The sequence below is a fragment of the Bradyrhizobium sp. genome (assembly GCF_019242285.1).
Classification (GTDB): Bacteria; Pseudomonadota; Alphaproteobacteria; order Rhizobiales; family Xanthobacteraceae; genus Bradyrhizobium.
In genome coordinates, this window is sequence record NZ_JAFAVV010000534.1 from 1 (window position 1) to 24,236 (window position 24,236).

20 protein-coding genes and 1 pseudogene are annotated in these 24,236 nt (G+C 65.7%); 10 read left to right on the plus strand and 11 right to left on the minus strand.

The features are described 5' to 3' along the window. The coding region (locus tag JOY90_RS21245) for a response regulator (protein WP_291693071.1) at nucleotides 1–478 on the minus strand (478 nt) is incomplete at its 3' end. Between the two features lie 212 nt (nucleotides 479–690). Here JOY90_RS21245 and JOY90_RS21250 point away from each other — a divergent pair. From JOY90_RS21250 to JOY90_RS21260, 3 genes are all read left to right on the plus strand, one after another. Beyond that, the gene (locus JOY90_RS21250) at nucleotides 691–1,425 is read left to right on the plus strand and encodes a DUF2470 domain-containing protein (RefSeq protein WP_291693072.1); all 735 of its coding nucleotides are present in this window, start codon (nucleotides 691–693) and stop codon (nucleotides 1,423–1,425) included. A 393-nt stretch (nucleotides 1,426–1,818) separates the two neighbouring features. Then, nucleotides 1,819–2,031 carry a hypothetical protein gene (locus JOY90_RS21255; RefSeq protein ID WP_291693073.1) on the plus strand — a complete coding sequence of 71 codons (213 nt, stop codon included), beginning with the start codon at nucleotides 1,819–1,821 and terminating at the stop codon, nucleotides 2,029–2,031. A 476-nt stretch (nucleotides 2,032–2,507) separates the two neighbouring features. Then, the gene (locus JOY90_RS21260; protein WP_291693074.1) at nucleotides 2,508–4,124 is read left to right on the plus strand and encodes a phosphoenolpyruvate carboxykinase; all 1,617 of its coding nucleotides are present in this window, start codon (nucleotides 2,508–2,510) and stop codon (nucleotides 4,122–4,124) included. 57 nt (nucleotides 4,125–4,181) lie between these two features. Here the strand turns inward: JOY90_RS21260 and JOY90_RS21265 are convergent, their stop codons facing one another. Beyond that, nucleotides 4,182–4,997 (minus strand): thioesterase family protein, encoded by an 816-nt coding sequence (locus JOY90_RS21265; RefSeq protein WP_291693075.1) that lies wholly within the window; start codon nucleotides 4,995–4,997, stop codon nucleotides 4,182–4,184. A 105-nt stretch (nucleotides 4,998–5,102) separates the two neighbouring features. After that, nucleotides 5,103–7,619 carry a glycogen/starch/alpha-glucan phosphorylase gene (locus JOY90_RS21270; protein WP_291693076.1) on the minus strand — a complete coding sequence of 839 codons (2,517 nt, stop codon included), beginning with the start codon at nucleotides 7,617–7,619 and terminating at the stop codon, nucleotides 5,103–5,105. A 172-nt stretch (nucleotides 7,620–7,791) separates the two neighbouring features. Here JOY90_RS21270 and JOY90_RS21275 point away from each other — a divergent pair, with 172 nt between their 5' ends. Together JOY90_RS21275 and JOY90_RS21280 are read left to right on the plus strand one after the other, a co-directional pair. After that, nucleotides 7,792–8,022 (plus strand): hypothetical protein, encoded by a 231-nt coding sequence (locus JOY90_RS21275; protein WP_291693077.1) that lies wholly within the window; start codon nucleotides 7,792–7,794, stop codon nucleotides 8,020–8,022. Between the two features lie 324 nt (nucleotides 8,023–8,346). Beyond that, entirely contained in the window at nucleotides 8,347–8,778 is a 432-nt protein-coding gene (locus JOY90_RS21280; RefSeq protein WP_291693078.1) for a hypothetical protein, read from the plus strand. A 3-nt stretch (nucleotides 8,779–8,781) separates the two neighbouring features. Here the strand turns inward: JOY90_RS21280 and JOY90_RS21285 are convergent, their stop codons facing one another. Together JOY90_RS21285 and pyrE are read right to left on the minus strand one after the other, a co-directional pair. Next, entirely contained in the window at nucleotides 8,782–9,510 is a 729-nt protein-coding gene (locus tag JOY90_RS21285) for a DUF2865 domain-containing protein (protein ID WP_291693079.1), read from the minus strand. A gap of 198 nt (nucleotides 9,511–9,708) precedes the next feature. Then, nucleotides 9,709–10,266, minus strand: a complete 558-nt coding sequence (gene pyrE / locus JOY90_RS21290; protein WP_291693080.1) for an orotate phosphoribosyltransferase — start codon at nucleotides 10,264–10,266, stop codon at nucleotides 9,709–9,711. Between the two features lie 227 nt (nucleotides 10,267–10,493). Between pyrE and JOY90_RS21295 the strand changes: the two genes are divergently transcribed. Then, nucleotides 10,494–11,120, plus strand: coding sequence for a glutathione S-transferase family protein (locus tag JOY90_RS21295; RefSeq protein WP_291693081.1), 627 nt, complete (start codon nucleotides 10,494–10,496; stop codon nucleotides 11,118–11,120). Between the two features lie 5 nt (nucleotides 11,121–11,125). On the opposite strand, the pseudogene JOY90_RS21300 reads toward JOY90_RS21295, so the two are convergent. The 3 genes and pseudogenes from JOY90_RS21300 to JOY90_RS21310 all read right to left on the minus strand — a co-directional run bounded on the left by JOY90_RS21300 (nucleotide 11,126) and on the right by JOY90_RS21310 (nucleotide 16,275). Further along, a pseudogene (locus JOY90_RS21300) lies at nucleotides 11,126–11,760 on the minus strand (LysE family translocator). Between the two features lie 245 nt (nucleotides 11,761–12,005). After that, entirely contained in the window at nucleotides 12,006–15,095 is a 3,090-nt protein-coding gene (gene polA / locus JOY90_RS21305; RefSeq protein WP_291693082.1) for a DNA polymerase I, read from the minus strand. Nucleotides 15,096–15,210: 115 nt separating this feature from the next. Next, nucleotides 15,211–16,275 (minus strand): acyltransferase family protein, encoded by a 1,065-nt coding sequence (locus JOY90_RS21310; protein ID WP_291693083.1) that lies wholly within the window; start codon nucleotides 16,273–16,275, stop codon nucleotides 15,211–15,213. A 154-nt stretch (nucleotides 16,276–16,429) separates the two neighbouring features. Here JOY90_RS21310 and JOY90_RS21315 point away from each other — a divergent pair, with 154 nt between their 5' ends. The 4 genes from JOY90_RS21315 (at nucleotide 16,430) to JOY90_RS21330 (ending at nucleotide 22,506) form a co-directional block, all read left to right on the plus strand. Next, complete coding sequence (locus JOY90_RS21315) at nucleotides 16,430–17,749, plus strand: UDP-glucose/GDP-mannose dehydrogenase family protein (RefSeq protein ID WP_291693084.1); 1,320 nt, start codon at nucleotides 16,430–16,432, stop codon at nucleotides 17,747–17,749. Nucleotides 17,750–17,768: 19 nt separating this feature from the next. After that, a complete protein-coding gene (gene hrpB / locus JOY90_RS21320) occupies nucleotides 17,769–20,240 on the plus strand; it encodes an ATP-dependent helicase HrpB (RefSeq protein WP_291693090.1) in 2,472 nt (823 codons plus the stop codon). A gap of 119 nt (nucleotides 20,241–20,359) precedes the next feature. Beyond that, nucleotides 20,360–20,890 (plus strand): TIGR02281 family clan AA aspartic protease, encoded by a 531-nt coding sequence (locus JOY90_RS21325; RefSeq protein WP_291693085.1) that lies wholly within the window; start codon nucleotides 20,360–20,362, stop codon nucleotides 20,888–20,890. Between the two features lie 116 nt (nucleotides 20,891–21,006). After that, nucleotides 21,007–22,506: a phosphomannomutase/phosphoglucomutase gene (locus JOY90_RS21330; RefSeq protein ID WP_291693086.1), complete on the plus strand. Its 1,500-nt coding sequence runs from the start codon at nucleotides 21,007–21,009 to the stop codon at nucleotides 22,504–22,506. Here the strand turns inward: JOY90_RS21330 and JOY90_RS21335 are convergent, their stop codons facing one another. From JOY90_RS21335 to JOY90_RS21345, 3 genes are all read right to left on the minus strand, one after another. Continuing rightward, complete coding sequence (locus JOY90_RS21335; RefSeq protein ID WP_291693087.1) at nucleotides 22,507–23,343, minus strand: sterol desaturase family protein; 837 nt, start codon at nucleotides 23,341–23,343, stop codon at nucleotides 22,507–22,509. A gap of 32 nt (nucleotides 23,344–23,375) precedes the next feature. Beyond that, complete coding sequence (locus JOY90_RS21340; RefSeq protein WP_291693088.1) at nucleotides 23,376–23,666, minus strand: cysteine rich repeat-containing protein; 291 nt, start codon at nucleotides 23,664–23,666, stop codon at nucleotides 23,376–23,378. An 89-nt stretch (nucleotides 23,667–23,755) separates the two neighbouring features. Next, nucleotides 23,756–23,977, minus strand: coding sequence for a hypothetical protein (locus JOY90_RS21345; RefSeq protein WP_291693089.1), 222 nt, complete (start codon nucleotides 23,975–23,977; stop codon nucleotides 23,756–23,758). Nucleotides 23,978–24,236: the final 259 nt, after the last annotated feature.

Here is a 24,236-nt window from a genome sequence, read left to right on the forward strand (position 1 = left end):
CGGTCAGCGTGACCGGCTCGTTCTTCCAGGTGCAGGTGTGGCGCTCCGGATCCATGCGCAGCAGGCCGCGCTCGAGCACCTTGCTGTCGGCTTCCTTCACCACGACGCCGTCTTTCGGCGATACGCGGCGCAACACCGCTTTCACCCGCTCGACCAAAAGGCGCTGCGAGAACGGCTTCCGGATGAAGTCGTCGGCGCCCATCTTGAGGCCGAAGAGCTCGTCGATCTCCTCGTCTTTCGAAGTCAGGAAGATCACCGGCAGATCGGACTTCTGCCGGAGTCGCCGCAGCGTCTCCATGCCGTCCATCCGCGGCATCTTGATATCGAGGATGGCGAGATCGGGTTGGCTGGAGCGGAAACCGTCGAGCGCGGACGCGCCGTCGGTATAGGTCATGATGCGATAGCCTTCCGCCTCCAGCGCGATCGAGACGGAGGTCAGGATGTTGCGGTCGTCGTCGACCAAAGCGATTGTGGGCATGGGCCTGCTTTCAGTTAGAGGCTGAAACGGCGAACAATCCAGTGATGCGCCGCATATTTGGTCTTCGGAACGGCCACCGAGCAATGCAAGCTGGGCTGAAGTGTGACCGTGTCCGCCAAAACGCCTGCACGTGTTGGGCGCTTCGATCCGTCCGAATGCCCGTTTACTCGAAAAAAGGCCTTCGTTGCAATAGGATGACAAGGAAAATCGCGATGCAGATGACCGCAGATTTTACCCCTGCCGCACTCACAAAATCGCTGCTTCGGCGCAGCCGGCAAGGGGCCTTGGCGACGTTGACGTCCGGCAGCGGCGATCCCTATTGCTCACTGGTCAACGTCGCGAGCTACCCGGACGGCTCGCCCCTTCTCCTGATTTCACGGCTCGCGATCCACACCAGGAACATCCTCGCCGACAGCCGTGTTTCGCTGATGCTCGACGAGCGCGCGCCGGGCGATCCGCTGGAAGGTGCGCGCATCATGCTGTCGGGGCGCGCCCAGTCAACGGTAACCGAAGACCGTCAGCTCGTGCGTCGTCGCTACCTCAATGTGCATCCTTCCGCGGAGGGATTCGTGGATTTCGCCGACTTCTCCTTCTTCCGGATCAAGCCCTCCGGGACGCATCTGGTCGCGGGTTTCGGCCGGATCGTCGATCTCAGCCCCGCCGAATTTCTTACCCCGATCGAGGACGCCCAATCGCTTCTCGATGCCGAGCAGGGGGCGGTCGAGCATATGAATGCCGATCATCGCGACGCTCTCAATCTCTATGCAACGCGACTGCTCGGCGCCCCGGCGGCCGATTGGCGCTGCACCGGATGCGACCCCGATGGTATCGACATGCAGGCGGATGGCGCCGTGCTGCGGCTGGATTTCCCGGAGCGCGTCGCCTCGCCCGGCGAGTTGCGCAAGATGCTGGTCAGGCTCGCAGCCGATGCACGCGCGAAAACGTAGGTGTGATGTCTGCTGCCACTGAACGCAAATCGACCATCCTGCGACCCATGGCACGTGCCAGCGCTAAGGAAGAGGAGGATGGGGCTCGTCGGTTGGCCTTGATGACGTGACGAGTCGCGGCGGCATCGCCGACGTCGGCGCAAGGCCTCGTGGCGCAGAGCGCGGGGATCGCGGAGCTCAGTCGCCTCGGGAAATATCCTGACGTGGTGCCGCTGGCGCGGGCCACGGTCCAATCTCGCGACGCTCGACAAGCTCGCGGTGCGGCTCGCGGCCGGCATTGACCGGCTCGCCGAGCTGGTTCGCAGGACCAGGATCTCGCCAGCGAAGCCGACAGACTCGCCAAGGCGATCGTCGCGGCGCTCTCGAAGGCCGCCGAAGGAAGCGCTCGCGGAAATGCGGTCCCAGGCGCGCAGCAGGGAGCGGCTGACGGCGATCGGCGCCGAGCGCTGCCGCCTGCAAACAGTTCTGGCGGCCGAATTTCCCGATGGCGCCGCGCTGGCGAATCCGCCGCCGCGAAGGCCACGGAAATCCAAGGCGCTGTTGTCCAGCGATGAGGCAATCGTGCTGTATGTGTTGGCCGATCAGGCGCACGGGCACTGCTGGTAACACATTCGGCGGTGGCCTCGGAGGCCGCGACGGGGCTCACGATACCGACCTTCGACCTGCTGAAGGCGAACCCGGTCTCGGGCGCGCCGAGGCGCTGCGGCAGGCCATGCTCGCTTACCTGATGATGCATCGTCGTCACGGAATGCTATCCGGCGATCCAAGGTCCGTTCGTCCTCGGCGAGCGAGCCGTGCGGTAAGCAAGTCGCCCTCTGGTCTTACTATTGCTGCGTCGCAGCAAGTGAACGCCATGTTACAGGCACGAAAATTATGCTGCCGCCGCCTGCAAGACAGGCAAGACCGGTGCGGCGCAAGTGACACACTCGAGCAATAAACCAAATGCGTTGGGATCGGCTTGGCAAGCCCAGCGTTCATTAGTATTAGCTCACCCGACCCTGGCCGGGCGGGGACCGTCGGCAGATGGCAGCGACAGCGCGTCGTGCCCTCCAGCTGACGAAGTGATTTTGAGGAGGCCTCAGGTGCAAGAGACTGGCGTACGAAACGGTGCCTTCGGCGCCGACAAATTCGGATTGAAAAATCTCAAGGGGGTGCACTGGAATCTCGGCGCACCTCAGCTTTGTCAGTACGCGCTGGCGTCCGGCGAGGCGGTGCTCTCCGCGGATGGCGCGTTGTGCGCCGACACCGGAGAGTTCACCGGCCGCAGCCCGAAGGACAAGTTCACCGTCCGTGACGCCCTGACCGACAAGACGATGTGGTGGGCCGGCAACCAGTCGATCACGTCGCGGCAGTTCGAGACGCTGTACCGGGATTTTCTTGCGCACACCGAAGGCATGACGCTGTATGCGCAGGACCTCTACGGCGGCGCCGACCCGAGCTTCAGGATCAGGACGCGGGTCTTCACCGAGCTCGCCTGGCATTCCCTGTTCATTCGCACGCTCCTGATCCGCCCGCAGGCGATCGAGCTGCCGAGCTTCGTGCCGGAGCTCACCATCATCGACGTTCCGAGCTTCCGCGCCGATCCCAAGCGTCATGGCGTCCGCTCCGAAAACGTCGTCGCGATCGATTTCGCCCGCAAGATCGTCCTGATCGGCGGGTCGTATTACGCCGGCGAGATGAAGAAGAGCGTGTTCACCACGCTGAACTACTATCTGCCCGAGAAGGGCGTGATGCCGATGCATTGCTCGGCCAATGTGGGACCCAAAGGCGACACCGCGATCTTCTTCGGGCTGTCCGGCACCGGCAAGACGACGCTCTCCGCCGATCCCAACCGCACCCTGATCGGCGACGACGAGCATGGCTGGGGCCGCGACGGCATTTTCAATTTCGAAGGCGGCTGCTATGCCAAGTGCATCAAGCTGTCGAAGGAAGCGGAGCCCGAGATCTACGCCGCATCGAAGCGCTTCGGTGCGGTGCTGGAGAACGTGGTGCTCGACGAGGACAGCCGCACGGTCGATTTCGACGACGGCTCCAAGACCGAGAACACCCGTTCGGCCTATCCGCTCGATTTCATCCCGAACGCCTCACGGACGGGCCGCGCGCCCCATCCTAAGAACGTCGTGATGCTGGCGGCCGATGCCTTCGGCGTGCTGCCGCCGATCGCGAAGCTTTCGCCCGCGCAGGCGATGTATCACTTCCTCTCCGGCTACACCGCGAAAGTGGCCGGCACCGAGCGCGGCCTCGGCAAGGAGCCGCAGCCGGAATTCTCGACCTGCTTCGGCTCGCCGTTCCTGCCGCGCGATCCGTCGGTCTACGGCAACATGCTGCGTGAGCTGATCGCCGAGCACGATGTCGATTGCTGGCTGGTCAATACCGGCTGGACCGGCGGCAAATACGGCACCGGCAGCCGCATGCCGATCAAGGTGACGCGTGCGCTGTTGACCGCGGCGCTCGACGGGTCCTTGCGCAACGTCGAATTCCGCACCGACAAATATTTCGGCTTTGCGGTGCCGACCGCGCTGCCCGGCGTGCCGACGGAGATCCTCGATCCGGTCAACACCTGGAAGGACAAGGCCGAGTTCGACAGGACCGCGCGGGCGCTGGTCACCATGTTCCAGAAGAACTTCGCCAAGTTCGAGGCGCAGGTCGATGCCGATGTCCTCGCCGCCGCGCCGGACATCAAGCTCGCGGCGGAGTGAACGGGCAGGCCCGATCCGGCCGGACGTTGTAAAGGGCGACCGAGAGGCCGCCCTTTTTCATGCCTTGAAATAGGCGATCTGGGTCGTGGTCGCGAGCAGCCGCCCCGACGGCGAATACAGTTCGCCGGAATGGTCGGCGTAGCTCCTGTGGAAGCTGCTGGCGTCGGCGGCCGCGAGCAGGCGGGTGATGCCTTCGGCTGCAAGCTCCTCGGCGCTGATGTGGAAATAGGTGGTCAACGACACCGTGCCGGACGGCACGAGCTCCTGCCGCGCATGGAAGATGCGGGCGAAGAAGGCGTCCGACATCGCCGTCAGCGACAGCATGTCGATCCGTCGCGGCCTGCGATCGCCGATCCACCATTTCGAATAGGCCGAAGGCGCAGCCTGCGCACGCTCCCTGAATTCGGGATAGCCTTCGATGAAACGGATATCATACTGCCTGAGCCAGGTTGCCTGGGTCCCGGGATAGGGCCTGATCTCGTCGAACGGCACCGCCGGCGGAGGCTGCGCCAACTGATGCGACCAGGACGGCCGCCGTTCGGCGAAGACCGCGGTGGCCAGGGTCGCGACCTCGCCGCCGTCCTGCGACAGCTCCACGCACCAGTGCTGTGATGAGCGGTTGACCCTGATCAGACGGACATCGAGGTCGAAAGGGCCTTCGGCGATCGGCGCACAATAGTTGACCGTGAGCGCCAGCGGATCGCCTGACCGCTGCGGATGCTGGAGCAACGCGCGCAGAATGGTTGCGGCCGTCATCCCCCCGAACGGGCCGATGAAGGCCCAGTAATCTGGGCTGGTATGGCCCCGCCAGCGGCTGTCGCCGGCGCTGACACGCGTGGCCTCGTCGAACGGATGCGGAGCGGGTGCGGACATCGATTTCCCGGGCAGCCAACCGGACGCGCCATCCGAGCCGCGCCTCTTCCAGTAGAGAAACGCGAAAAACGCCCGTTAGTCAACCTTGACGTGCGATCGGGCAGCTCAGGCTGTGACGCCGCGCTGGAGGCCCGGCCGCTGGATCGGCTGCGTCGGATGCACCGGCACGTTCCAGATCTCCTGGGCGTATTCGCGGATCGTGCGATCGGATGAGAACCACGCCATCCGCGCGACGTTGAGCATGCTCGCCCTCGTCCATGCCGGCACGACCTGCCAGCGCGCGTCGATGCCGCGTTGCGCCTCGTAATAGGAATCGAAATCGGCGCTCACCATGTAGTGGTCGAGATAGCGCAGCGCGTGTGCGATCGGCTCGAAGCGGCCGGTCTCGTCGGGCGAGAATTCGCCGCAGCCGATCGCATTGATGGCCCGCGCGAGCTGCGGCGAGCGGCGGATCACGTCGGTCGCGTCCAGACCCTGCTTGCGCCGCACCATCACGTCCATCGCCTCCATGCCGAAGATCGCGATGTTCTCAGGCCCGACCTGGTCGCGGATCTCGATATTGGCGCCGTCGAGCGTGCCGATGGTCAATGCACCGTTCAGCGCGAGCTTCATGTTGCCGGTGCCGGAGGCTTCCATGCCGGCCGTCGAAATCTGCTCGGAGAGATCGGCGGCGGGAATGATCACCTCCGCCAGGCTGACATTGTAGTCCGGCAGGAACACCACCTTCAGGCGGCCGCCGATCGAGGCGTCGTTGTTGACGACCTCGGCGACGTCATTGATCAGCTTGATGATCAGCTTGGCATAGCGGTAGCTCGCCGCCGCCTTGCCGGCGAAGATCTTTACCCGCGGCACCCAGTCTCCCTGCGGATCGTCCTTGATCGCCCGGTACAGCGCGATGGTCTCCAGGATGTTGAGCAATTGCCGCTTGTACTCGTGGATGCGCTTGATCTGGACGTCGAACAGCGCCGACGGATCGACCTGGATGCCCAGCCGCTCGTTGATCAGCCGCGCCAACGCGATCTTGTTGTGGCGCTTGACGTTGCGGAACTGCTGCTGGAAGGCGTTGTCGCTGGCGTAGGTTTCGAGCGCAGGAAGCTCGGTCGGGTCGTCGAGCACGGCGTCGCCGCAGGCCCTGCGCAACAGCTCGGTGAGCTTCGGATTGGCCAGCATCAGCCAGCGGCGGAAGGTGATGCCGTTGGTCTTGTTGACGATGCGTCCGGGGTAGAGGTGATTGAGATCGTGGAAGACGGTGTCCTTCATCAGGTCGGAATGCATCGCCGAGACGCCGTTGATGCGGTGCGAGCCGATGAAGGCGAGCTGCCCCATGCGGACGCGGCGGCCGCTTCGCTCGTCGATCAGCGAGACCGAGGCGCGGAAATCGACATCGCCCGGCGCATGCGCCTCGGCGAGCGCCAGATGCGCGCTGTTGATGCGGTAGATGATCTCGAGATGCCGCGGCAGGAGCCGCTCGAACAGCTCCACCGGCCAGGTTTCCAGCGCTTCCGGCAGCAGCGTATGGTTGGTGTAGGACAGCGTGGCGACCGTGATCTTCCAGGCGTCGTCCCAGCGGAAATTGTGCAGGTCGATCAGGATCCGCATCAGCTCGGCCACCGCGAGACTCGGATGGGTGTCGTTGAGCTGGACCGCGGCCTTCTGCGCAAGGCTGCGCAGCTGGCCGTCGGCGCCGAGATGCCGCCTGACGAGGTCCTGCAGCGAAGCCGAGACGAAGAAATATTCCTGTCGCAGCCTGAGCTCGCGCCCGGCCGGGCTCTCATCGTTGGGATAGAGGAACTTGCAGATCGCCTCCGCGCGGGCTTCCTCGGCGCTGGCGCTGAGATAATCGCCGGTGTTGAAGACGTCGAGCTTCAGCGGGTCGGGTGAGCGCGCGGACCAGAGCCGGAGCGCGTTGACGTGATGGCCGCGCCAGCCGACGATCGGGGTGTCGTAGGCCACCGCCTGCACGGTCTCCGCCGGATGCCAGATCGCCCGATCACGGCCCTTGTCGTCGACATGCTCGACGCCGCCGCCGAAATGCACGTGATAGACCACTTCATTGCGCTGGAATTCCCAGGGGTTGCCGAAGCTCAGCCAGACGTCGGGATATTCCTGCTGCCAGCCCTGGTTGATGATCTGGCGGAACAGGCCGAAATCGTAGCGAATGCCGTAACCGATTGCGGGGATCTCCAGCGTCGCCATGCTTTCCATGAAACAGGCGGCGAGCCGCCCGAGACCGCCATTGCCGAGCGCGGCATCGGGCTCGCACTGCCGCAGGTCCGCAAGCCCGACGCCGAGGTCGCCGAGCGCGGTCTCGAACACCTTCAGCAGCTCCATGTTGTTGAGCGCGTCGGTGAACAGGCGGCCGATCAGGAATTCGAGCGAAAGGTAGTAGACGCGCTTGCGGCCGGCGTCGTAGCTCTCCTTGTCCGCCGTCAGCCAGCGGTGCACGATGCGGTCGCGCAGTGCCAGCGCGGTCGCGTTGTACCAGTCGTGCCGTGTCGCGATGCCGGCGTCCTTGCCGATCGCGAGTGTGAGCTTGGCGAGGATGGCGCTCTTGATCTCGGCCACCGCGAGTTCGTCAACGGGCTGGTCGGTGTGCGAGTCATTGAAAGTGGGATCTGACAAGTTCGAACCTGCAACTTGAAGCTTGCCGAATGATACGCTCGTTGCGCCCGGATCGAAACCCGGCGCAAATATTTACCCGAACATCATGCAAGGATCGGGCCGATTTGAAGGAGCCGCGCGCCTCAAATTCGTGTTAGAGTGATGGACCGGTGGAGCTCTGGAGGTCGCCGTCATGAGACTGCTGATCGAGATCATCGCCGCCATCCTGCTCGTCGTTTGCGTCACCGTGACCAGTGCGGCGTCTCCGTCTGGACGAATCGGCCGCAGCGCCGATGGATTGAGCTGCGGCTTCAGCGTCCCGCAGAATGCCTCACCCGCGGCGCGTTGCGCTGCGATGCGGAAGCAGTGCGGCGGCAAGTTCTGGGCGAACTATTGCGGCGACCGGATGCTGGCCGGCGGCTGAGTGAAGGACGCCGTCGTCCCGGCGAACGCCGGGAGCCATAGCCACAAGGCGCCCGGAACGACAAGCCGGCTTCGAAGGTCGTTGGTGACACGGACGTAAAGCGTCCCGTAGCGGCGGCTCGCGAGGATGTCGACGCCGTATGCGGAGTTCATGGCGAGAAGACCGTGCAATGCTCTGGCAGTGGCGGTTATGGGTCCTGGCTTTCGCTAGGACGACCTTCAATGGAACAAATTAAGAACAATTTTGCAAGCGATTGATATATAATTGCGATTCGAGACTGCATCGCTACCATATCTATGGTTTGATACCTCCAGCGAGGACTACATGTCCACCATCGCCTTCGACCAGTTCGCGCTCACCCGCATCGCCGACTTCGCCCGGACGCTGTCGCGACTGCACCAGGTTTCCCGCCGCCGTCCGATCGACGACGACGAGTTCGACCGCGAATTCAACGCGGTGTGCATGTCGGTCTGGGGCTACACGATCGACGATATCGGCGATGAGCTGTTCTCGATCGAGGACCATGCCTTCCTCGACTCGCTCGACGAGGCGCATGCGCGCATCTTCGCGGCCGAGCGGGGCTACGATCTCGTCGATGACGCCGGCATGCTGACGGACTGGTGGGGGTTCTGCTGGCTGATCCTGGCCGAGAAGCGCGGGCTGCTGACGCCGGAGAACCGCGCCGCTGCGCGCGCAGCGATCGAGGAGCGATATCTGGCGACGCCGAACGTGATCGGCGTGATCGTCGGGCGCTGACGGTTAATCCGCCGCCGCCCGCTCGTCCTTTGCAATCGGCCTGGGTGCCGCCGTCGCGGCGTTGGCCGGCGCATCGCCCGCCACCACGTCCGCGCGGACCGGTGCGACCTTCATGCCGCTGAGCCGGGCGCGAACCTCGGCAGTCAGCCCGGGATAGACGGCGACCGGCGTGAATTCCGCGGCTTGGCCATCGCCGCCGCGCGCGCCGGAATAGGCGACGAGCCCTTCGGTGGTCGCAACGATGTCTCCGGGCCGCAGCGACGGATCGAGCGCGAGATCGACCGGCGCGAGCCCGGCCGGATGGCGGCCATTGCAGGTGCAGTCGGCGCGCAGCGCCTTGCGATAGGCAAAGGCGCTCTCGGTGTCGGTGTAGCGTTCGCCATTAGCTGCGGTGGCGCCCTCGATATGGGCGCCGAAATAGACCCTGGTTGGACTGGCCGGGCAGAAGGCCTGGCAGATCTGGGCCGGCGAGGCGTTGCCGCGCATCAACGGAAAATACTTGCCGTCGCAGCTCCTGACGCAGAAGGCGGGGCCGGAGCCTGCAACCGCGGGGCGCGCCGGCTGTGCCGGCGGCGACGGGGCGGTGCCGAATGGATCGGCGAAGAAATTCGATGGCCGCGCCTGCGGCGCGCTGGCGCCGCCGAACAGGAAGCCGAACAGGCCCTCGGCCGAGGCGGGGCTCGGCGCGAGACCGGCGATCATGACGGTAAGCGGTACGAGATGCCGCCGCATGCGCCCGAAAGGCGATGTTGTACGCAACCGCTTACTCCACCCCACGCGACCCGATCGAAAGCCCAAGGCAACGCGCCGCCTTGCTTTCGAGGCACACCCTAAGGCGGGTTGGTAAACAGGTGGTGAGCAACGCCATCGTCGCGCCCTTGGCGAGACCAGGTGCAGTCGCGCTGTTCCAGGATTGTAACGCTGCCGCCGTTACAGGAACTCGGCTGCGCGATAGAGCGAGCGGAACGGCAGGCCGGCCTGGGCGAAAGTCTCGTTCGCGCCTTCCTCGCGATCGACCATGGTCAACACCAGGCCGACGTCGCCGCCGGCCTCGCGCACCGCTTCGACCGCCTTCATCGCCGAGCCGCCGGTGGTGGTGACGTCCTCGACGATCACGACGCGTTTGCCCTGCAGGCTTTCGCCCTTGGCCAAGCCCTCGACGGCGAGCTTGGCGCCGTGCTCCTTCGGCTTCTTGCGCACGAAGAACGCCGCGATCGGATGCCCCTTGATCCAGGAGATCTGCGCGATCGCGCCGGCGAGCGGCACCGCACCCATCTCCAGCCCGCCGATGAAGTCGAACGGGTCGTCCCGCAGCGCCTCATAGGTCAATTCCGCGAGCAGCGTCGCGCCCTCGGGGTCGAGCATGGTCGGCTTCAGGTTGAAGTAGAAATCGCTCTTGCGGCCCGAGGCCAGCGTGATTTCGCCCCGCCCGAACGAGCGCTTGCGGATGATCTCGGCGAGACGGGCGCGGGAGGCGGATTTGGACACGGCAATATCCAGCGTTTTCCAGAAGGGATCGCAATCTATCGGCGGTTTCGCGCGCATTCCAGCGCGGATCGCGCGTCGTCAACAGGGGCAAATACCGTCATGCTTTCTGACCGGCCCAATGCTTCCCGACCGGCGAAGGACCCAAGCTGCTCTGAGTTGAGCCGTTTTGCTGCCAGGGTCCGCCGATGCTAGAGACGCCTGCCTGAACAAACGCTGAAGAGGGACGGATGACGATCGAGCTGCACACCTGGAATACGCCGAACGGCCGCAAGATCTCGGTCGCGCTGGAGGAAATGGGGCTGCCCTACACGGTGATCCCGGTCAACATCACCAAGGGTGAGCAGATGGCGCCACAATTCCTGGCGATCAGCCCGAACAACAAGATTCCGGCGATCGTCGACCCCGACGGGCCCGACGGCAGGCGCGTCAGCATTTTCGAATCCGGCGCCATCCTGCTCTATCTCGGCGAGAAGTCCGGCAGATTCCTGCCGAAGCCGCTCGCCGACCGCATCGCGGTCTATGAATGGCTGATGTGGCAGATGGGCGGGTTCGGTCCGATGCCGGGGCAGGTGCATCACTTCATCGCGCTGGAGAACGAGCAGGACCGCGCCTATGGCCTGAAGCGCTATATGGCGGAGACGCGACGGCTCTATGGCGTGCTCGATCGCCGATTGGCCGATCGGGAGTTCGTTGCCGGTCCGCTGTCGGTCGCCGACTTCGCCGTTCTCGGCTGGGCCTGGCGGCATCCGCGTCACAAGGTCGAACTGTCGGATTTCCCCAATGTCAAGCGCTGGTACGACGCGCTGATGGCACGCCCAGGCGTGACGCGCGGCATGGAAGCGAAACTGGATTGACGCGCCTAGGTCCGCCTCGCCTCGACCGCCATTCGTACCGCGAGCCCCGCCAGCACCGTGCCCATCAGATAGCGCTGCACCAGCGTCCAGTTCGGCCGGGTCGAGAGGAACAGCGCGATCGAGCCGGCCGTGAACGCGATCGTCGCGTTCACGCTGACGCTGATCGCGATCTGGATCGATCCGAGCACCAGCGACTGCACGAGCACGCTGCCCTGCGCGGGATCGATGAATTGCGGCAGCAGCGCCAGATACAGCATCGCGATCTTGGGATTGAGCAGATCGTCACCAGGCCGATCGCGAACAATTTATGTGGGCTGTCGACCGCGAGTTTCTTCACCTGGAACGGCGAGCGGCCGCCGGGCTTCACCGCCTGCCAGGCGAGCCATAGCAGATAGGCCGCACCGGCAAAGCGCAGCGCGTCATAGGCGTAGGGCACCGCGAACAGCAGCGCGGTGATGCCGAACGCCGCGCACAGCATGTAGAACACGAAGCCGAGCGCCACCCCGCCGAGCGAGACGAGGCCGGCCGCGGCGCCTTGCGTGATCGAGCGCGAGATCACGTAGATCATGTTCGGTCCCGGCGTCAGCACGATGCCGAGCGAGACCAGGGCGAAGGCGAGAACGGAGGAGGTAGGGGGCATGTTGGACTCGCGGGAGGAGACGTTCAGTTCTTAATGCGCGCGGCGGAGCGATGCCATTTCGAAGATCGCGTGGAGGATGGTCGAATATTTCAGACCGTAGCGCGGCACACTCCACCGTCGTCGCCCGGCGGGACCGGGCGACCCAGCACGCCGCGGCCTATCGGCTCAAATACTGACGTCTCTGGAATGCCGGATCGCCCGCTTTCGCGGGCGATGACAGCGGAGTTCACGTCGGGGGACGACCGCTAATGCGCCTCGTCCCAGTTGGTCGCGGCGCGGGCGTCGACGTGCAGCGGCACCGAGAGCTCCACCGCCGGGAACGGGGCGTCCTGCATCACGTGCTGCACCACCGGCAGCGTCGCCGCCACCTCCTCGTCGGGCACCTCGAAGATCAACTCGTCATGCACCTGCAGCAGCATCTGCGCCGAGAGCTTGTTGGCGGCCAGCGCCTCCTCCATGCGGATCATGGCGCGGCGGATGATGTCGGCCGCCGAGCCCTGCAGGCGCGCGTTGATAGCGGCGCGCTCGTTGAAGGAGCGCACCGAGGCATTCGACGCCTTGATCTCGGGGTAGTAGCATTTGCGGCCGAACACCGTGGTGACATAGCCGTATCTGCGGCAGAACTCCTTGGTCTCGTCCATGTAGGCGCGGATGCCGGGGAAGCGCTCGAAATATTTCTTGATGTAGGCCGAGGCTTCCTCGCGGGCGATGCCGAGCTGGTTGGCGAGCCCGAAGGCCGAGATGCCGTAGATGATGCCGAAATTGATCGCCTTCGCCCGCCGGCGCACCTCGCTCGGCATGTCCTTGATCGGCACGCCGAACATCTCCGAGGCCGTCATGGCGTGGATGTCGAGCCCGTCGCGGAACGCCTGCTTCAGCACCGGGATGTCGGCGATCTCGGCGAGCAGCCGCAATTCGATCTGGGAATAGTCCGCCGACACCAGCTTGTGGCCCGCCGTCGCGATGAAGGCGCGGCGGATCTTGCGGCCGTCCTCGGTACGGACCGGGATGTTCTGCAGGTTCGGCTCGTTCGACGACAGCCGGCCCGTGGTGGTCGCGGCCAGCGCGTAGGTGGTGTGCACGCGATGGGTCTGCGGATTGACATAGGTCGGCAGCGCGTCGGTATAGGTCGATTTCAGTTTCGAGACCTGGCGCCACTCCAGGATCTTCTTCGGGAATTCGTAGCCCTGCTCGGCGAGATCGTCGAGGATCGAGGCCGAGGTCGACCACGCGCCGGTCTTGGTCTTGCTGCCGCCGGGCAATCCCATCTTGCCGAACAGGATGTCGCCGATCTGCTTCGGGCTGCCGACATTGATCGGCTCGCCGGCGAGCTCCTGCAATTCGGCCTCGACCCGCGCCGCGGTCTGGGCGAAATCGCCCGACAGCCGCGACAGCACCTGGCGGTCGATCGAGATGCCGCGCCGTTCCATGCGCGCGAGCACGCTGACCAGGGGCCGCTCCAGCGTCTCGTAGACCGCGGTCATGCGCTCGGCGACCAGCCGCGGCTTCAACACCCGCCAGAGCCGCAAGATCACGTCGGCGTCCTCGGCCGAGAACGCGGTGGCGCGGTCGATCGCGACCTGGTCGAAGGAGAGCTTGTTCTTGCCGCTGCCGGTCAACTCGCCATGGGTCAAGGTGGCGTGGCCGAGCCAGCGCTCGGCGAGCGAATCGAGGCCGTGGGCATTGCGCCCGGCGTCGAGTGCGTAGCTCATGAGCTGCGCGTCGTCGTAATTGCGCACGATGATGCCGGCCTGCGCGAACATCACCGCGTTGAACTTGACGTTGAAGCCGATCTTGAGGATGCCCTGCGATTCAAGGAACGGGCGCAGCGTCTCCAGCACGTCGCTTTCCTTGACCTGGTCCGGCGCCAGGCCTGCGTCGAACAGGCCGACGCCGTCGCCGGCCTGCTTGTGCGCCAGCGGCACGTAGCAGGCATCGTTAGGGCCGAGCGCCAGCGCGATGCCGCACATCTCCGCCTGCATCGGGTCGATCGAATTCGCCTTGGCCTCGATTGCGATATGGCCAACGTCATGGACGCGCGCGAGGAAGGCGCGGAGCTGCTCGATGGTGCGGATGGTCTGGTACTTGGTGCGATCGACCGGCGTCTTGCGCGCTTCGTCGGCGCGGGCCGCGGCAAGCGCCGCCGGCGTGCCCTTGAGGCTCGAAGCCTTGTCGCTGCGGTCGGCGCCATTCCTGCTCGGTATGCTTCCTCCTGCCTCGCTCTTTTCCTTTTCCGCCCCGCTGTCAGGGAAGAAGGGGAGGTCGGAGACAGGTGCGGAAGTAACGGGGGCTGCGGCCGACGAGCTCGGCATGCCCGCCTCGATATTTACCGGATCGATCTGCGAATAGTCCGCGACGCGGCGGGTGAGGGAGGAGAACTCCATCGCCTTCAGGAACGCGATCAGCTTGCGCGCGTCGGGCTCATGGACGGCGAGATCGTCGAGCGGCACGTCGAGCGCGACCTTGTCGTCCAGCAGCACGAGCTTGCGTGAAATCCGCGCCTTCTCGGCGTTCTCGATCAGCGCCTCGCGCCGCTTGGGCTGCTTGATCTCGGTGGCGCGGAACAACAGCTCTTCGAGGTCGCCATATTCGATGATGAGCTGCGCTGCGGTCTTGATGCCGATCCCGGGCACGCCGGGGACGTTGTCGGTGGAATCGCCGGCCAGCGCCTGCACCTCGACCACCTTTTCCGGAGGCACGCCGAACTTCTCGATCACTTCAGGAATGCCGATGCGGCGATCCTTCATGGTGTCGTACATCACGACCCTGTCGGTCACGAGCTGCATCAGGTCCTTGTCGGAGGAGACGATGGTCGTGATGGCGCCGCGTTCGGTCGCAAGCCGCGCATAGGTCGCGATCAGATCATCGGCCTCGAAACCGTTCTGCTCCAGGCACGGCAGGTCGAAGGCATGCACCGCGTCACGGATCAGCGGAAATTGCGGGATCAGGTCGTCGGGGGCCGGCGGCCGGTGCGCCTTGTAGTCGGAATAGATCGCGTTGCGGAAGGTGACCTCGGACTTGTCGAACACGATGGCGAGGTGCGTCGGCCGGTTGTCCTCCGGCATGTCGCGCAAAAGCTTCCACAGCATGTTGCAGAAACCGAGCACGGCGTTGACCTGCAATCCGTCCGACTTGCGGTTCAGCGGCGGCAGCGCGTGATAGGCGCGGAAAATGTAGGAAGAGCCGTCGACCAAAAAGACATGGTCGCCCTTGCCGAGGCCTTGCTCGGGAGCCTGGGCCGGAACCGGCTTCTCGGGAATTGCCTTCTCGGGAATCGCCTTGGCGGTAGCGGGCGCAGCCTTGGCGCTGGCGGCTTTTTCGGGGGATTTTGGCATGGCCGCAATCTAAGAGCTTTTGCGGCGTTTGACAGCCTGGAAAGGGCGAATTTTGCACTGCTGCCAGCTCTATCCACGCTGTCATCATCCGAGCCGGGCCGATGACAGGGGCGAGCTATTCCGCCGGCAGCAGCACCACTTGCGTCCTCCGTGCCGCGATCCAGCACGCATCCGGGCGCTCGAACAGGAAGTTGGCCCGCATCGCCAGCGCGGCGCGCCAGATCAGGAGCGCACCTGCGATGCCGGCGATGGTGACGATCAGCGCGACCGTACCGATGTCGCCGATGACGCCGGTCTTGAGCAAGAGCGTCCGCGTGGCTGCCATCGGCAGGAAAAAGGCGAGATAGATCACGATCGAATGCTCGCCGCAGAAGCGCAGCAAGATGAGCCAGCGCATCTTCGCAAGCAGCGTGCCGGTGGTCACGATCGCACAGGCGCCGGCGAGGCCCAGCACGAGCGAGACGCCCGGCCATTCGCTGATGCCCAGCGCGACGAGCGTGGCATTGGCGAGCGCCCATAGCGCGAGTCCGGCCAGCGCAAGCGCTGGATGGGCGCGGGCGCCGTTCGACAGCGCGAACACGCGGCCGGCGAACAGGTAGCCGGTGTAGATGTAGACGAAGCGCGCGCCAAACTCGTCGATTACGGTCCAGCCGGTTGCGACATGCGCGGCTTCGAGCATCGCTGCCGCGGCCCAGATCAGCGCGGGCGGCATCTGTCTTGTCAGTTTTATGACGACGAAGAAGATCGGCAGCAGATAGATGAACCACAGCGTGCCGAACGGCTCGATGAAGGATTCGAGATACAGATGGCCGGCGTGACCCCAGCTCGATTCGGCGGCGAAAGCCGGCGCCTTGAAGCCGAACTGGATCGTCACCCACAGGACATAAAAATAGGCGAAATGAACGACCTTGCGGTCGAGATAGGTGCGCCAGTCGCGGTCGATCACCAGCGGCAGGAACAGCCCCGAAATCAGGAAGAAATCCGGCATCCGGAACGGCTTTGCGAACACCACGACCAGATGCATGAATCCGGTCTGCCCGGCCGCGAGCTCCACCCCCAGCACCGAATGCATCATCACCACCATGACGATGCAGATGCCCTTGGCATAATCCACCCAATCCACACGCCCGTCCGCGGGAACGGGCCGCTCGGTCACGGCGGATGTGCTATTTGCGGTCATGCCTGTCTCGTTTCGGGGCGGCAACGCCGCATCATGGGGCGAAGCGGTTTCCGTCCCCTTTATTCGTTCAAGGGACATGCCGTTTTCCGCTTTCCCGGGGACGCCCAAATGTTTTAAGAGGCGGACGCGTCAACGATTTAGGGCAGGTCTACTCATGCGCATTGCCATGATTGGCACGGGTTATGTGGGGCTGGTATCCGGCGCCTGCTTTGCGGATTTCGGCCACCAGGTCACCTGCGTGGACAAGGACGCCGACAAGATCGCGGCCCTGCACCGCGGCGAGATCCCGATTTTCGAGCCGGGCCTCGATGCGCTGGTGGCCGCCAACGTCAAGGCCAGGCGGCTCGATTTCACCACCGACCTGTCCGTGCCGGTCGCGGAGGCGGACGCGGTGTTCATCGCGGTGGGCACCCCGTCGCGGCGCGGTGACGGCCACGCCGACCTCACCTTTGTCTATGCCGCTGCGCGCGAGATTGCGAAAGCGCTGTCCGGCTTCACGGTGGTCGTCACCAAGTCGACCGTGCCGGTCGGCACCGGCGACGAGGTGGAGCGGCTGATCCGCGAGGCCAATCCGCAGGCCGATGTGGTGGTCGCTTCCAACCCGGAATTCCTGCGCGAGGGCGCGGCGATCCGCGACTTCAAGTTCCCCGACCGCGTCGTGGTCGGCACCGACGATGAGCGCGGCCGCAAGGTGCTCGGCGACGTCTACCGGCCGCTGTCGTTGAATCAGGCGCCGTTGATGTTCACCAAACGCCGCACCGCAGAGCTGATCAAATACGCCGCCAACGCCTTCCTCGCCACCAAGATCACCTTCATCAACGAGATGGCCGATCTCTCCGAGAGGGTCGGCGCCGACGTCCAGGAGGTCGCGCGCGGCATCGGGCTCGACAACCGTATCGGCACCAAGTTCCTGCATGCCGGGCCCGGTTTCGGCGGCTCCTGCTTTCCGAAGGATACCCGCGCGCTGATCAAGATCGCGCAGGATCACGATGTGCAGCTCCGCATCGTCGAGGCCGTGCTCGGGGTCAACGACAACCGCAAGCGTGCGATGGCGCGCAAGGTGGTGACCGCGGTCGGCGGCTCGCTGCGCGGCAGGACGGTCGCCGTGCTTGGCCTCACCTTCAAGCCGGACACCGACGACATGCGCGAGGCGCCGTCGATCCCGCTGGTGACGGGCCTGCTCGACATGGGCGCGAAGGTGCGCGCGCATGATCCGGTCGGCATGGAGCAGGCGCGGCGCGAGCTGCCCGACATCGACTATTTCGACGATCCATATCTTTGCGCAAAGGGTGCGGATGCGTTGGTGATCGTCACCGAATGGGTGCAGTACCGCGCGCTCGATCTCGAGCGCCTGAAGTGCGAGATGGCCCAGCCGGTCGTGATCGATTTGCGCAACGTCTATCGCCCCGAGGACATGGCCGCGCACGGCTTTGCCTACGAAAGCGTCGGGCGTCCGCCGCAGCCGCGGAGTTGAGAACCAGGGACGAACAGCAATCGTCAGCTTCGACACGCCCCTTCCGATCGATGCCGTGCTCGGCGATCTCGCCCGCACGCTCGATGGCGGCAACTCGGCGGTGCTGGTTGCGCCGCCCGGTGCCGGCAAGACCACGCGGGTGCCGCTGGCGCTGCTCGATGCGCCCTGGGCCAGGGACAGGAAGATCATCGTGCTCGAGCCGCGGCGGATCGCGGCGCGGGCCAGCGCCGAGCGGATGGCCAAGACGCTCGGCGAGCGCGCCGGCGAGACGGTGGGCTACCGCGTCCGCTTCGGCTCGAAGGTCTCGCGCAAGACCCGGATCGAGGTGGTCACCGAGGGCATCTTCTCGCGCCAGATCCTCGATGATCCCGAGCTCTCCGGCATTGCCGCCGTGCTGTTCGACGAATTCCACGAGCGCTCGCTCGACGCCGATCTCGGGCTCGCGCTGGCGCGCGACGCACAGGCCGGGCTGCGCGAGGATCTGCGCATCCTGGTGATGTCGGCGACGCTCGACGGCGCGCGCGTCGCACGGCTGCTGGGCGAGGCGCCGGTCGTCGAAAGCGAAGGCCGCGCCTTCCCGGTCGAGACCCGCTATCTCGGCCGCAAGGGCGACGTGCCGATCGAGCGGCAGATGGCGGAGGCGATTGCCGCGGCGCTGCGCGCCGATTCCGGCTCCGTGCTGGCGTTCCTGCCCGGCGCCGCCGAGATCCGTCGCACCCAGAATTATCTTGGCGAGCGCGTGCAGGACGCCGGCATCGAGATCGTGCCGCTGTTCGGCGCGCTCGAGGCGGCGGTGCAGGACCGCGCCATTGCGCCGGCGCCAAAGGGTTGCCGCAAGGTGGTGCTGGCGACCTCGATCGCGGAGACCTCGCTGACCATCGAGGGCGTGCGGATCGTCGTCGATTCGGGATTGGCGCGGGTGCCGCGCTACGAGCCCGACATCGCCCTGACGCGGCTCGAGACCGTGCGCGCCTCGCGTGCGGCGGTCGATCAGCGCCGCGGCCGCGCCGGCCGCACCGAGCCCGGCATCTGCTACCGACTGTGGGACGAACCGCAGACTGCGTCGCTTGCGCCCTTCACCCAGCCGGAAATCCTCTCCGCCGACCTCTCCTCGCTGGTGCTCGATCTTGCGCAATGGGGCGTCGGCGATCCCGCCGGCCTCGCCTTTCTCGATGCCCCGCCCGCACCGGCGCTGAAAGAGGCGAAGAGCCTGCTGCGCGAGCTCAATGCGCTCGATGAGGATGGCCGGATCACCGACGAGGGCAGGCGGCTGCGCGCGCTGGCGCTGCCGCCGCGGCTGTCGCGCATGATCGTGGATGCGGAGGGATTCGGGGCAGCCGAGCAGGCGGCCGAGATTGCCGCCGTGCTGACCGAGCGCGGACTTGGTGGCGACAGCGTCGATCTCGATGCGCGGCTCGACCAGTTCCGCCGCGACCGCTCGCCGCGTGCCTCCAGCGCCCGCGACCTCGCGCGGCGCTGGGCCGCGCAGGTAGGCGCTGAGAGGCAGACATCGGCGGTCGGCAACCTGAGCACCGGTGTGATGCTTGCCTTTGCGTTCCCTGATCGAGTCGCGAAAAATCGTGGCAATGGCGGCTTCGTCCTGGCCAATGGCCGGGGCGCCGCCGTCGAGCAGACCTCGGCACTGGCGCGCATGCCCTATGTCGCGGTCGGCGAACTCACCGGCACGGCCGCGAGCGGCCGCATCCTGCTGGCCGCGCCGATCATGCAGGACGAGATCGAGCTGCATTTCGCCGATCACATCGAGACCGCCGACGAGATCAGTTTTGATCGCGGCGCGATGGCGCTGCGCGCGCGCCGCAGGAAGAGCCTGCACGCGATCACGTTGTCGGAAGCGCCGCTGGCGCTGTCGCCAACCGCCGAGACGGCGCAGATCCTTGCCGACGGGCTGGTCGCCGCCGGGCTCGACCGGCTGCCATGGTCGAAATCGGCCAAGCAGTGGCGCGACCGCGTGATGTTCCTGCGCAAGGCCCAGGGCGAGAGCTGGCCCGATCTGTCCGACGCCGGCCTGGTCGCAAAGGCCGCGGATTGGCTGGTGCCCGCGCTCCACGACAAGACCGCGCTGAAAGACCTCTCCGCGGGCGATCTGTCGGAGGCGTTGCAGACGCTGCTGCCGTGGGACTTGCGCGCCCGGCTGGAGCGCGAGGCCCCGACCCATTTCGAGGCGCCGACGGGCACCATGCTCGCGATCGACTACGAGGCCGAGCAGGGGCCGACCATTGCCGTCCGCCTGCAGGAGCTGTTCGGCCTCAACACTCATCCCGCGATCGCCCGGGGCGCCGTGCCGCTGGTCCTGGAACTGCTGTCGCCGGCGCAGCGGCCGGTCCAGGTGACTCGCGACCTCCCGGGTTTCTGGCGCGGCAGCTATGCCAGCGTCCGCTCGGACCTGCGCGGACGGTACCCCCGGCACCCCTGGCCGGAGGATCCCGCGAACGCCCTGCCGACCCGCCGGGTCAAGCCGCGCGGAACCTAGGGCCCGTTAACCCTTCGCTCATCCTTTTCGCGAAAATGGGCTGCCACAACCGCTGCGATCTATTCGCCTCGTGGCGGCCGGCATGATGAGATCGGCCATCATGAGAAGAGTGTGGCGTCATGCGTAACATCCTGTTCGTCGCGGCCATCATGGCCGGTCTGGGCACCTTCCTGGCGCAAATGGCCGACAAGTGGACGCCGTCGCGCGCGTCCGCCACCACGCCGACGAGCCAGACCACGAGCCAGGCCTTCGCCGTCGTGACGTCGGCGCCGAGCGGCACGCGCAGCCTCAGCATTCCCCGCGACATTCGCGGACATTTCGCGACCGAGGGCCGGATCAACGGCCAGCGCATCGGCTTCATGGTCGATACCGGCGCTTCCGTAGTGGCGCTGAACGAGACCTCGGCGGCACGGTTCGGGCTGCGGCCGCCTCCGGGCCAATACACCCTGAACGTCACCACCGCGAACGGCACCATCAAGGGCGCCCGCGCGCGGCTCGATGCGCTCGACATCGGCGGCCTCGTGGTGCGCGACGTCGAGGCGCTGGTGTTGCCGGACGAGGCGCTGTCGGAAAACCTGCTCGGCCTCTCTTTCCTGTCGCGCCTGAAGCGCTTCGAATATGCCGACGGCCAGATGGTGCTGCAGCAATAGGGGGCCGCGACCGTCGGCCCTAACCATACAAGCGGCAGTTTCCCGATCCTCCTTCCGCTCGCGCCCGCCATTCGCTATGGCTGCGCGCAGCCGTTCCCTGCGTTCATGAGGCCGCGATGTTCCCGAAGCCGAAACCGGTGCTGCTTCCCAATACCTATGCCTTCGAATCCGAGCCGATGGTGAAGCCGACCGGCTTTCGCGAATACGACGCGCGCTGGCTGTTCAACAAGGAAATCAACCTGATGGGCGTGCAGGCGCTCGGCATGGGGCTCGGCGCGCTGATCGCGGAGCTCGGGGTCAAGCAGGAGGTGGTCGCCGGACACGACTTCCGCGGTTACTCGGCCTCGATCAAATATGCCCTGATCTCGGGCCTGATGGCCGCCGGCTGCAAGGTGCACGACATCGGGCTCGCGGTGACGCCGATGGCGTATTTCGCGCAGTTCGAGCTCGACGTGCCCTGCGTCGCCATGGTGACCGCCTCCCATAACGACAATGGCTGGACCGGCGTGAAAATGGGGGCCAATCGGCCCTTGACCTTCGGGCCGGACGAGATGACGCGGCTGAAGGAGATCGTGCTCGGTGCCATCTTCAGGAACAAGACCGGCGGCTCCTATGTCTTCCACGAGAATTTCCCGGCGCGGTACATCGCCGACCTGACTTCGCGCGCAAAGCTCAAACGCAAGCTGAAGGTCGTGGTCGCCTGCGGCAACGGCACCGCCGGCGCCTTCGCGCCGCAGGTAATGGAGAAGATCGGCTGCGAGGTGATCCCGCTCGATACCGAGCTCGATCACACCTTCCCGAAATACAATCCGAATCCGGAAGACATGAAGATGCTGCACGCGATCCGCGACGCCGTGCTCGCGCACAAGGCCGATGTCGGCCTCGGCTTCGACGGCGACGGCGACCGCTGCGGCGTGGTCGACAACGAGGGCGAGGAGATATTCGCCGACAAGGTCGGCGTGATGCTGGCACGCGACATGTCGGCGATCCACGACGATGCGCTGTTCGTGGTCGACGTGAAGTCCACCGGCCTGTTCGTCACCGATCCCGTGCTGCAGCAGCAGGGTGCGACCACGACCTACTGGAAGACCGGCCATTCCTACATGAAGCGCCGCACCAACGAATTGGACGCGCTGGCGGGCTTCGAGAAATCCGGCCACTTCTTCTTCAACAAGCCGTTCGGCCGCGGCTATGACGACGGGCTGGTCTCGGCGATCGCGATCTGCGAGATGCTCGACCGCGCGCCCGGCAAGTCGATGGCGGACCTGAAGAACGCGCTGCCGAAGACCTGGTCGTCGCCGACCATGTCGCCGCATTGCGCCGACGAGACCAAGTACGGCGTGGTCGATGCCGTGGTGAAGCATTTCGAGGCCGCGCAGCGCAAGGGTGATACGGTCGCCGGGCAGAACATCCGCGATCTCGTCACCGTCAACGGCATACGCGTCACCGTGGAGGACGGCAGCTGGGGCCTCGTCCGCGCCTCCTCCAACAAGCCGGAGCTCGTCGTCGTGGTCGAGAGCCCGGTCTCCGAGCAGCGGATGCGCGACATGTTCGAAGCGATGGATGGCGTGCTGCGCACCCATCCCGAGGTCGGCGAGTACAATCAGAAGATCTGATCAGGCGCCCGGCGGCCCGAACAGGGCGCGCAGCCTGGCGCGCGCGCCCTGCGCATGCCAGGCGTCGCGCAGCATCGCGATCCATTCGCCGAATGCGATCCGGAACGGATTGAACGTCGGCTCGCCGCCGACCAGGCCATAGCGCAAGCTCTCGCCCGCGGGCGCCTCCGCAAAGGTGCCGAACAGGCGGTCGAAGACGATCAGGATGCCGCCATAGTTCCTGTCGAGGCATGCCGCGTTGGAGGCGTGGTGCACGCGATGATGGCTCGGCGTGTTGAGCATCCATTCGAGCGCGCCGAGCCGCGGCGCGAACTCGGTATGGATGAAGAACTGGTAGAGCAGGTTGACGCCGAGCATCGCGACGGTCGCGAGCGGATGGAAGCCGATCAGCGCCAGCGGCAGGAAGAACAGGAAATTGCCGGAGATGTTGCCGGTCCAGCCGAGCCGGATCGCGGCCGTCAGGTTCAGCCGGGTCGGCGAATGATGCACCGCATGGGTCGCCCACATCCAGCGAATGCGGTGCGAGGCGCGATGCTGCCAATAATAGAGGAACTCGCTGCCGAGAAAGAGTCCTGCGATCGCGAGCGGTCCGGTCTGCGCGAAATCCAACAGCCGGTGCTGGTACAGGAACACGAAGGGGATCGCGACGAGCCCGGCCTCGAGGCCGCGCAACAGGTTCTGCCCCAAGGCGACGCCGAAGGAGGCGACGCTCTCGCGCCAGTCGTGCGAGTGACGATTCGCGAGGCGTCCGAGCCCGTATTCCAGCAGCATCAGGCCGATTGCGGTCGCCGCGACCACCGCGCGGAACTGCGGATGCAAGACGAAAGAGATATCCATGGGTTTCCTCTGGGTTTTCTCCCGGCGCTCTGTCAGCGCGGTGTCGCGATCATCGGCATGCCGCCCTGCGGCATCGCCTGGGCGCAGGCGGCGCCGAGCTCGTTCGTGTGGAGATGCAGGCAGGCGAGGATGCGCCCGCCGCCCGGCGCGACGTTGCTGCAGAGGCGCTGATAGTCGGCGCGGCAGGTCTGCATCAGCGCCATCGCCTCGCTGCGCAATTGTGGGCTCGCCTGGGCATGCGCGAACGAGGGCAGCGCGCAGGCGCAGATCACGAGAGCTGCCGCAATGGCTCTGGCGGATGAGATGGCCGTCGGGGCGGACATGTTGGTCTCCTGCAATTGGATGGTCGGAGTGGGCACGATGGCGCCATCGCCCGGCCGACGCCGGCGCGGGCGATGGCCTCGCGTTACGCTCAGCGCGAGATCGTGCCGGTGCGGCTGTAGGTATTTCCGGCGGGGCCGGTGCGCGTCGCGTTGCGGGTGCAGCTTCCGTTGGCGCAGCTCCCCGTGATCTGCGCGCTCGAGGTGCCGCGCGGCCCGGTGGCGCTCACGGAGCGGGTCCAGGCATTGGCGTCGGCGGCGGCCGCGACGGAGAGGGCGCCGATCAGCGCCGAAGCGAGAAACAGGTTTTTCATGGTCGAAGTCTCCTTGCTGTGAAGGCTGCCGTTGCGGTAGCCAAGCTCGAAGACTGGCACTGCCGTGTCGGACGGATTTGGCCGAAGGGAAACGTTTGATGTCGTTCGGTCGGCGCCGTGTAACGAGGTGTAACAACAGGCCCGCGGCTCTTGCGCGGAGTCTCGCGTCGATCACAATGGCGCCATGAGTGCGGACGCGGCTACCATCCTGATCGTCGAGGACGATCCCGAGATCAGCCGCCTCGTCGCCGACTTCATG

Coding starts and splice junctions, on each gene's coding strand:
- JOY90_RS21250 (WP_291693072.1), top strand. CDS start 691: ATGCAGATGACCGCAGATTTTACCCCTGCCGCACTCACAAAATCGCTG.
- JOY90_RS21255 (WP_291693073.1), top strand. CDS start 1,819: ATGCGGTCCCAGGCGCGCAGCAGGGAGCGGCTGACGGCGATCGGCGCC.
- JOY90_RS21265 (WP_291693075.1), bottom strand. CDS start 4,997: ATGTCCGCACCCGCTCCGCATCCGTTCGACGAGGCCACGCGTGTCAGC.
- JOY90_RS21275 (WP_291693077.1), top strand. CDS start 7,792: ATGAGACTGCTGATCGAGATCATCGCCGCCATCCTGCTCGTCGTTTGC.
- JOY90_RS21280 (WP_291693078.1), top strand. CDS start 8,347: ATGTCCACCATCGCCTTCGACCAGTTCGCGCTCACCCGCATCGCCGAC.
- JOY90_RS21285 (WP_291693079.1), bottom strand. CDS start 9,510: ATGCGGCGGCATCTCGTACCGCTTACCGTCATGATCGCCGGTCTCGCG.
- JOY90_RS21295 (WP_291693081.1), top strand. CDS start 10,494: ATGACGATCGAGCTGCACACCTGGAATACGCCGAACGGCCGCAAGATC.
- polA (WP_291693082.1), bottom strand. CDS start 15,095: ATGCCAAAATCCCCCGAAAAAGCCGCCAGCGCCAAGGCTGCGCCCGCT.
- JOY90_RS21310 (WP_291693083.1), bottom strand. CDS start 16,275: ATGACCGCAAATAGCACATCCGCCGTGACCGAGCGGCCCGTTCCCGCG.
- JOY90_RS21315 (WP_291693084.1), top strand. CDS start 16,430: ATGCGCATTGCCATGATTGGCACGGGTTATGTGGGGCTGGTATCCGGC.
- JOY90_RS21325 (WP_291693085.1), top strand. CDS start 20,360: ATGCGTAACATCCTGTTCGTCGCGGCCATCATGGCCGGTCTGGGCACC.
- JOY90_RS21330 (WP_291693086.1), top strand. CDS start 21,007: ATGTTCCCGAAGCCGAAACCGGTGCTGCTTCCCAATACCTATGCCTTC.
- JOY90_RS21335 (WP_291693087.1), bottom strand. CDS start 23,343: ATGGATATCTCTTTCGTCTTGCATCCGCAGTTCCGCGCGGTGGTCGCG.
- JOY90_RS21340 (WP_291693088.1), bottom strand. CDS start 23,666: ATGTCCGCCCCGACGGCCATCTCATCCGCCAGAGCCATTGCGGCAGCT.
- JOY90_RS21345 (WP_291693089.1), bottom strand. CDS start 23,977: ATGAAAAACCTGTTTCTCGCTTCGGCGCTGATCGGCGCCCTCTCCGTC.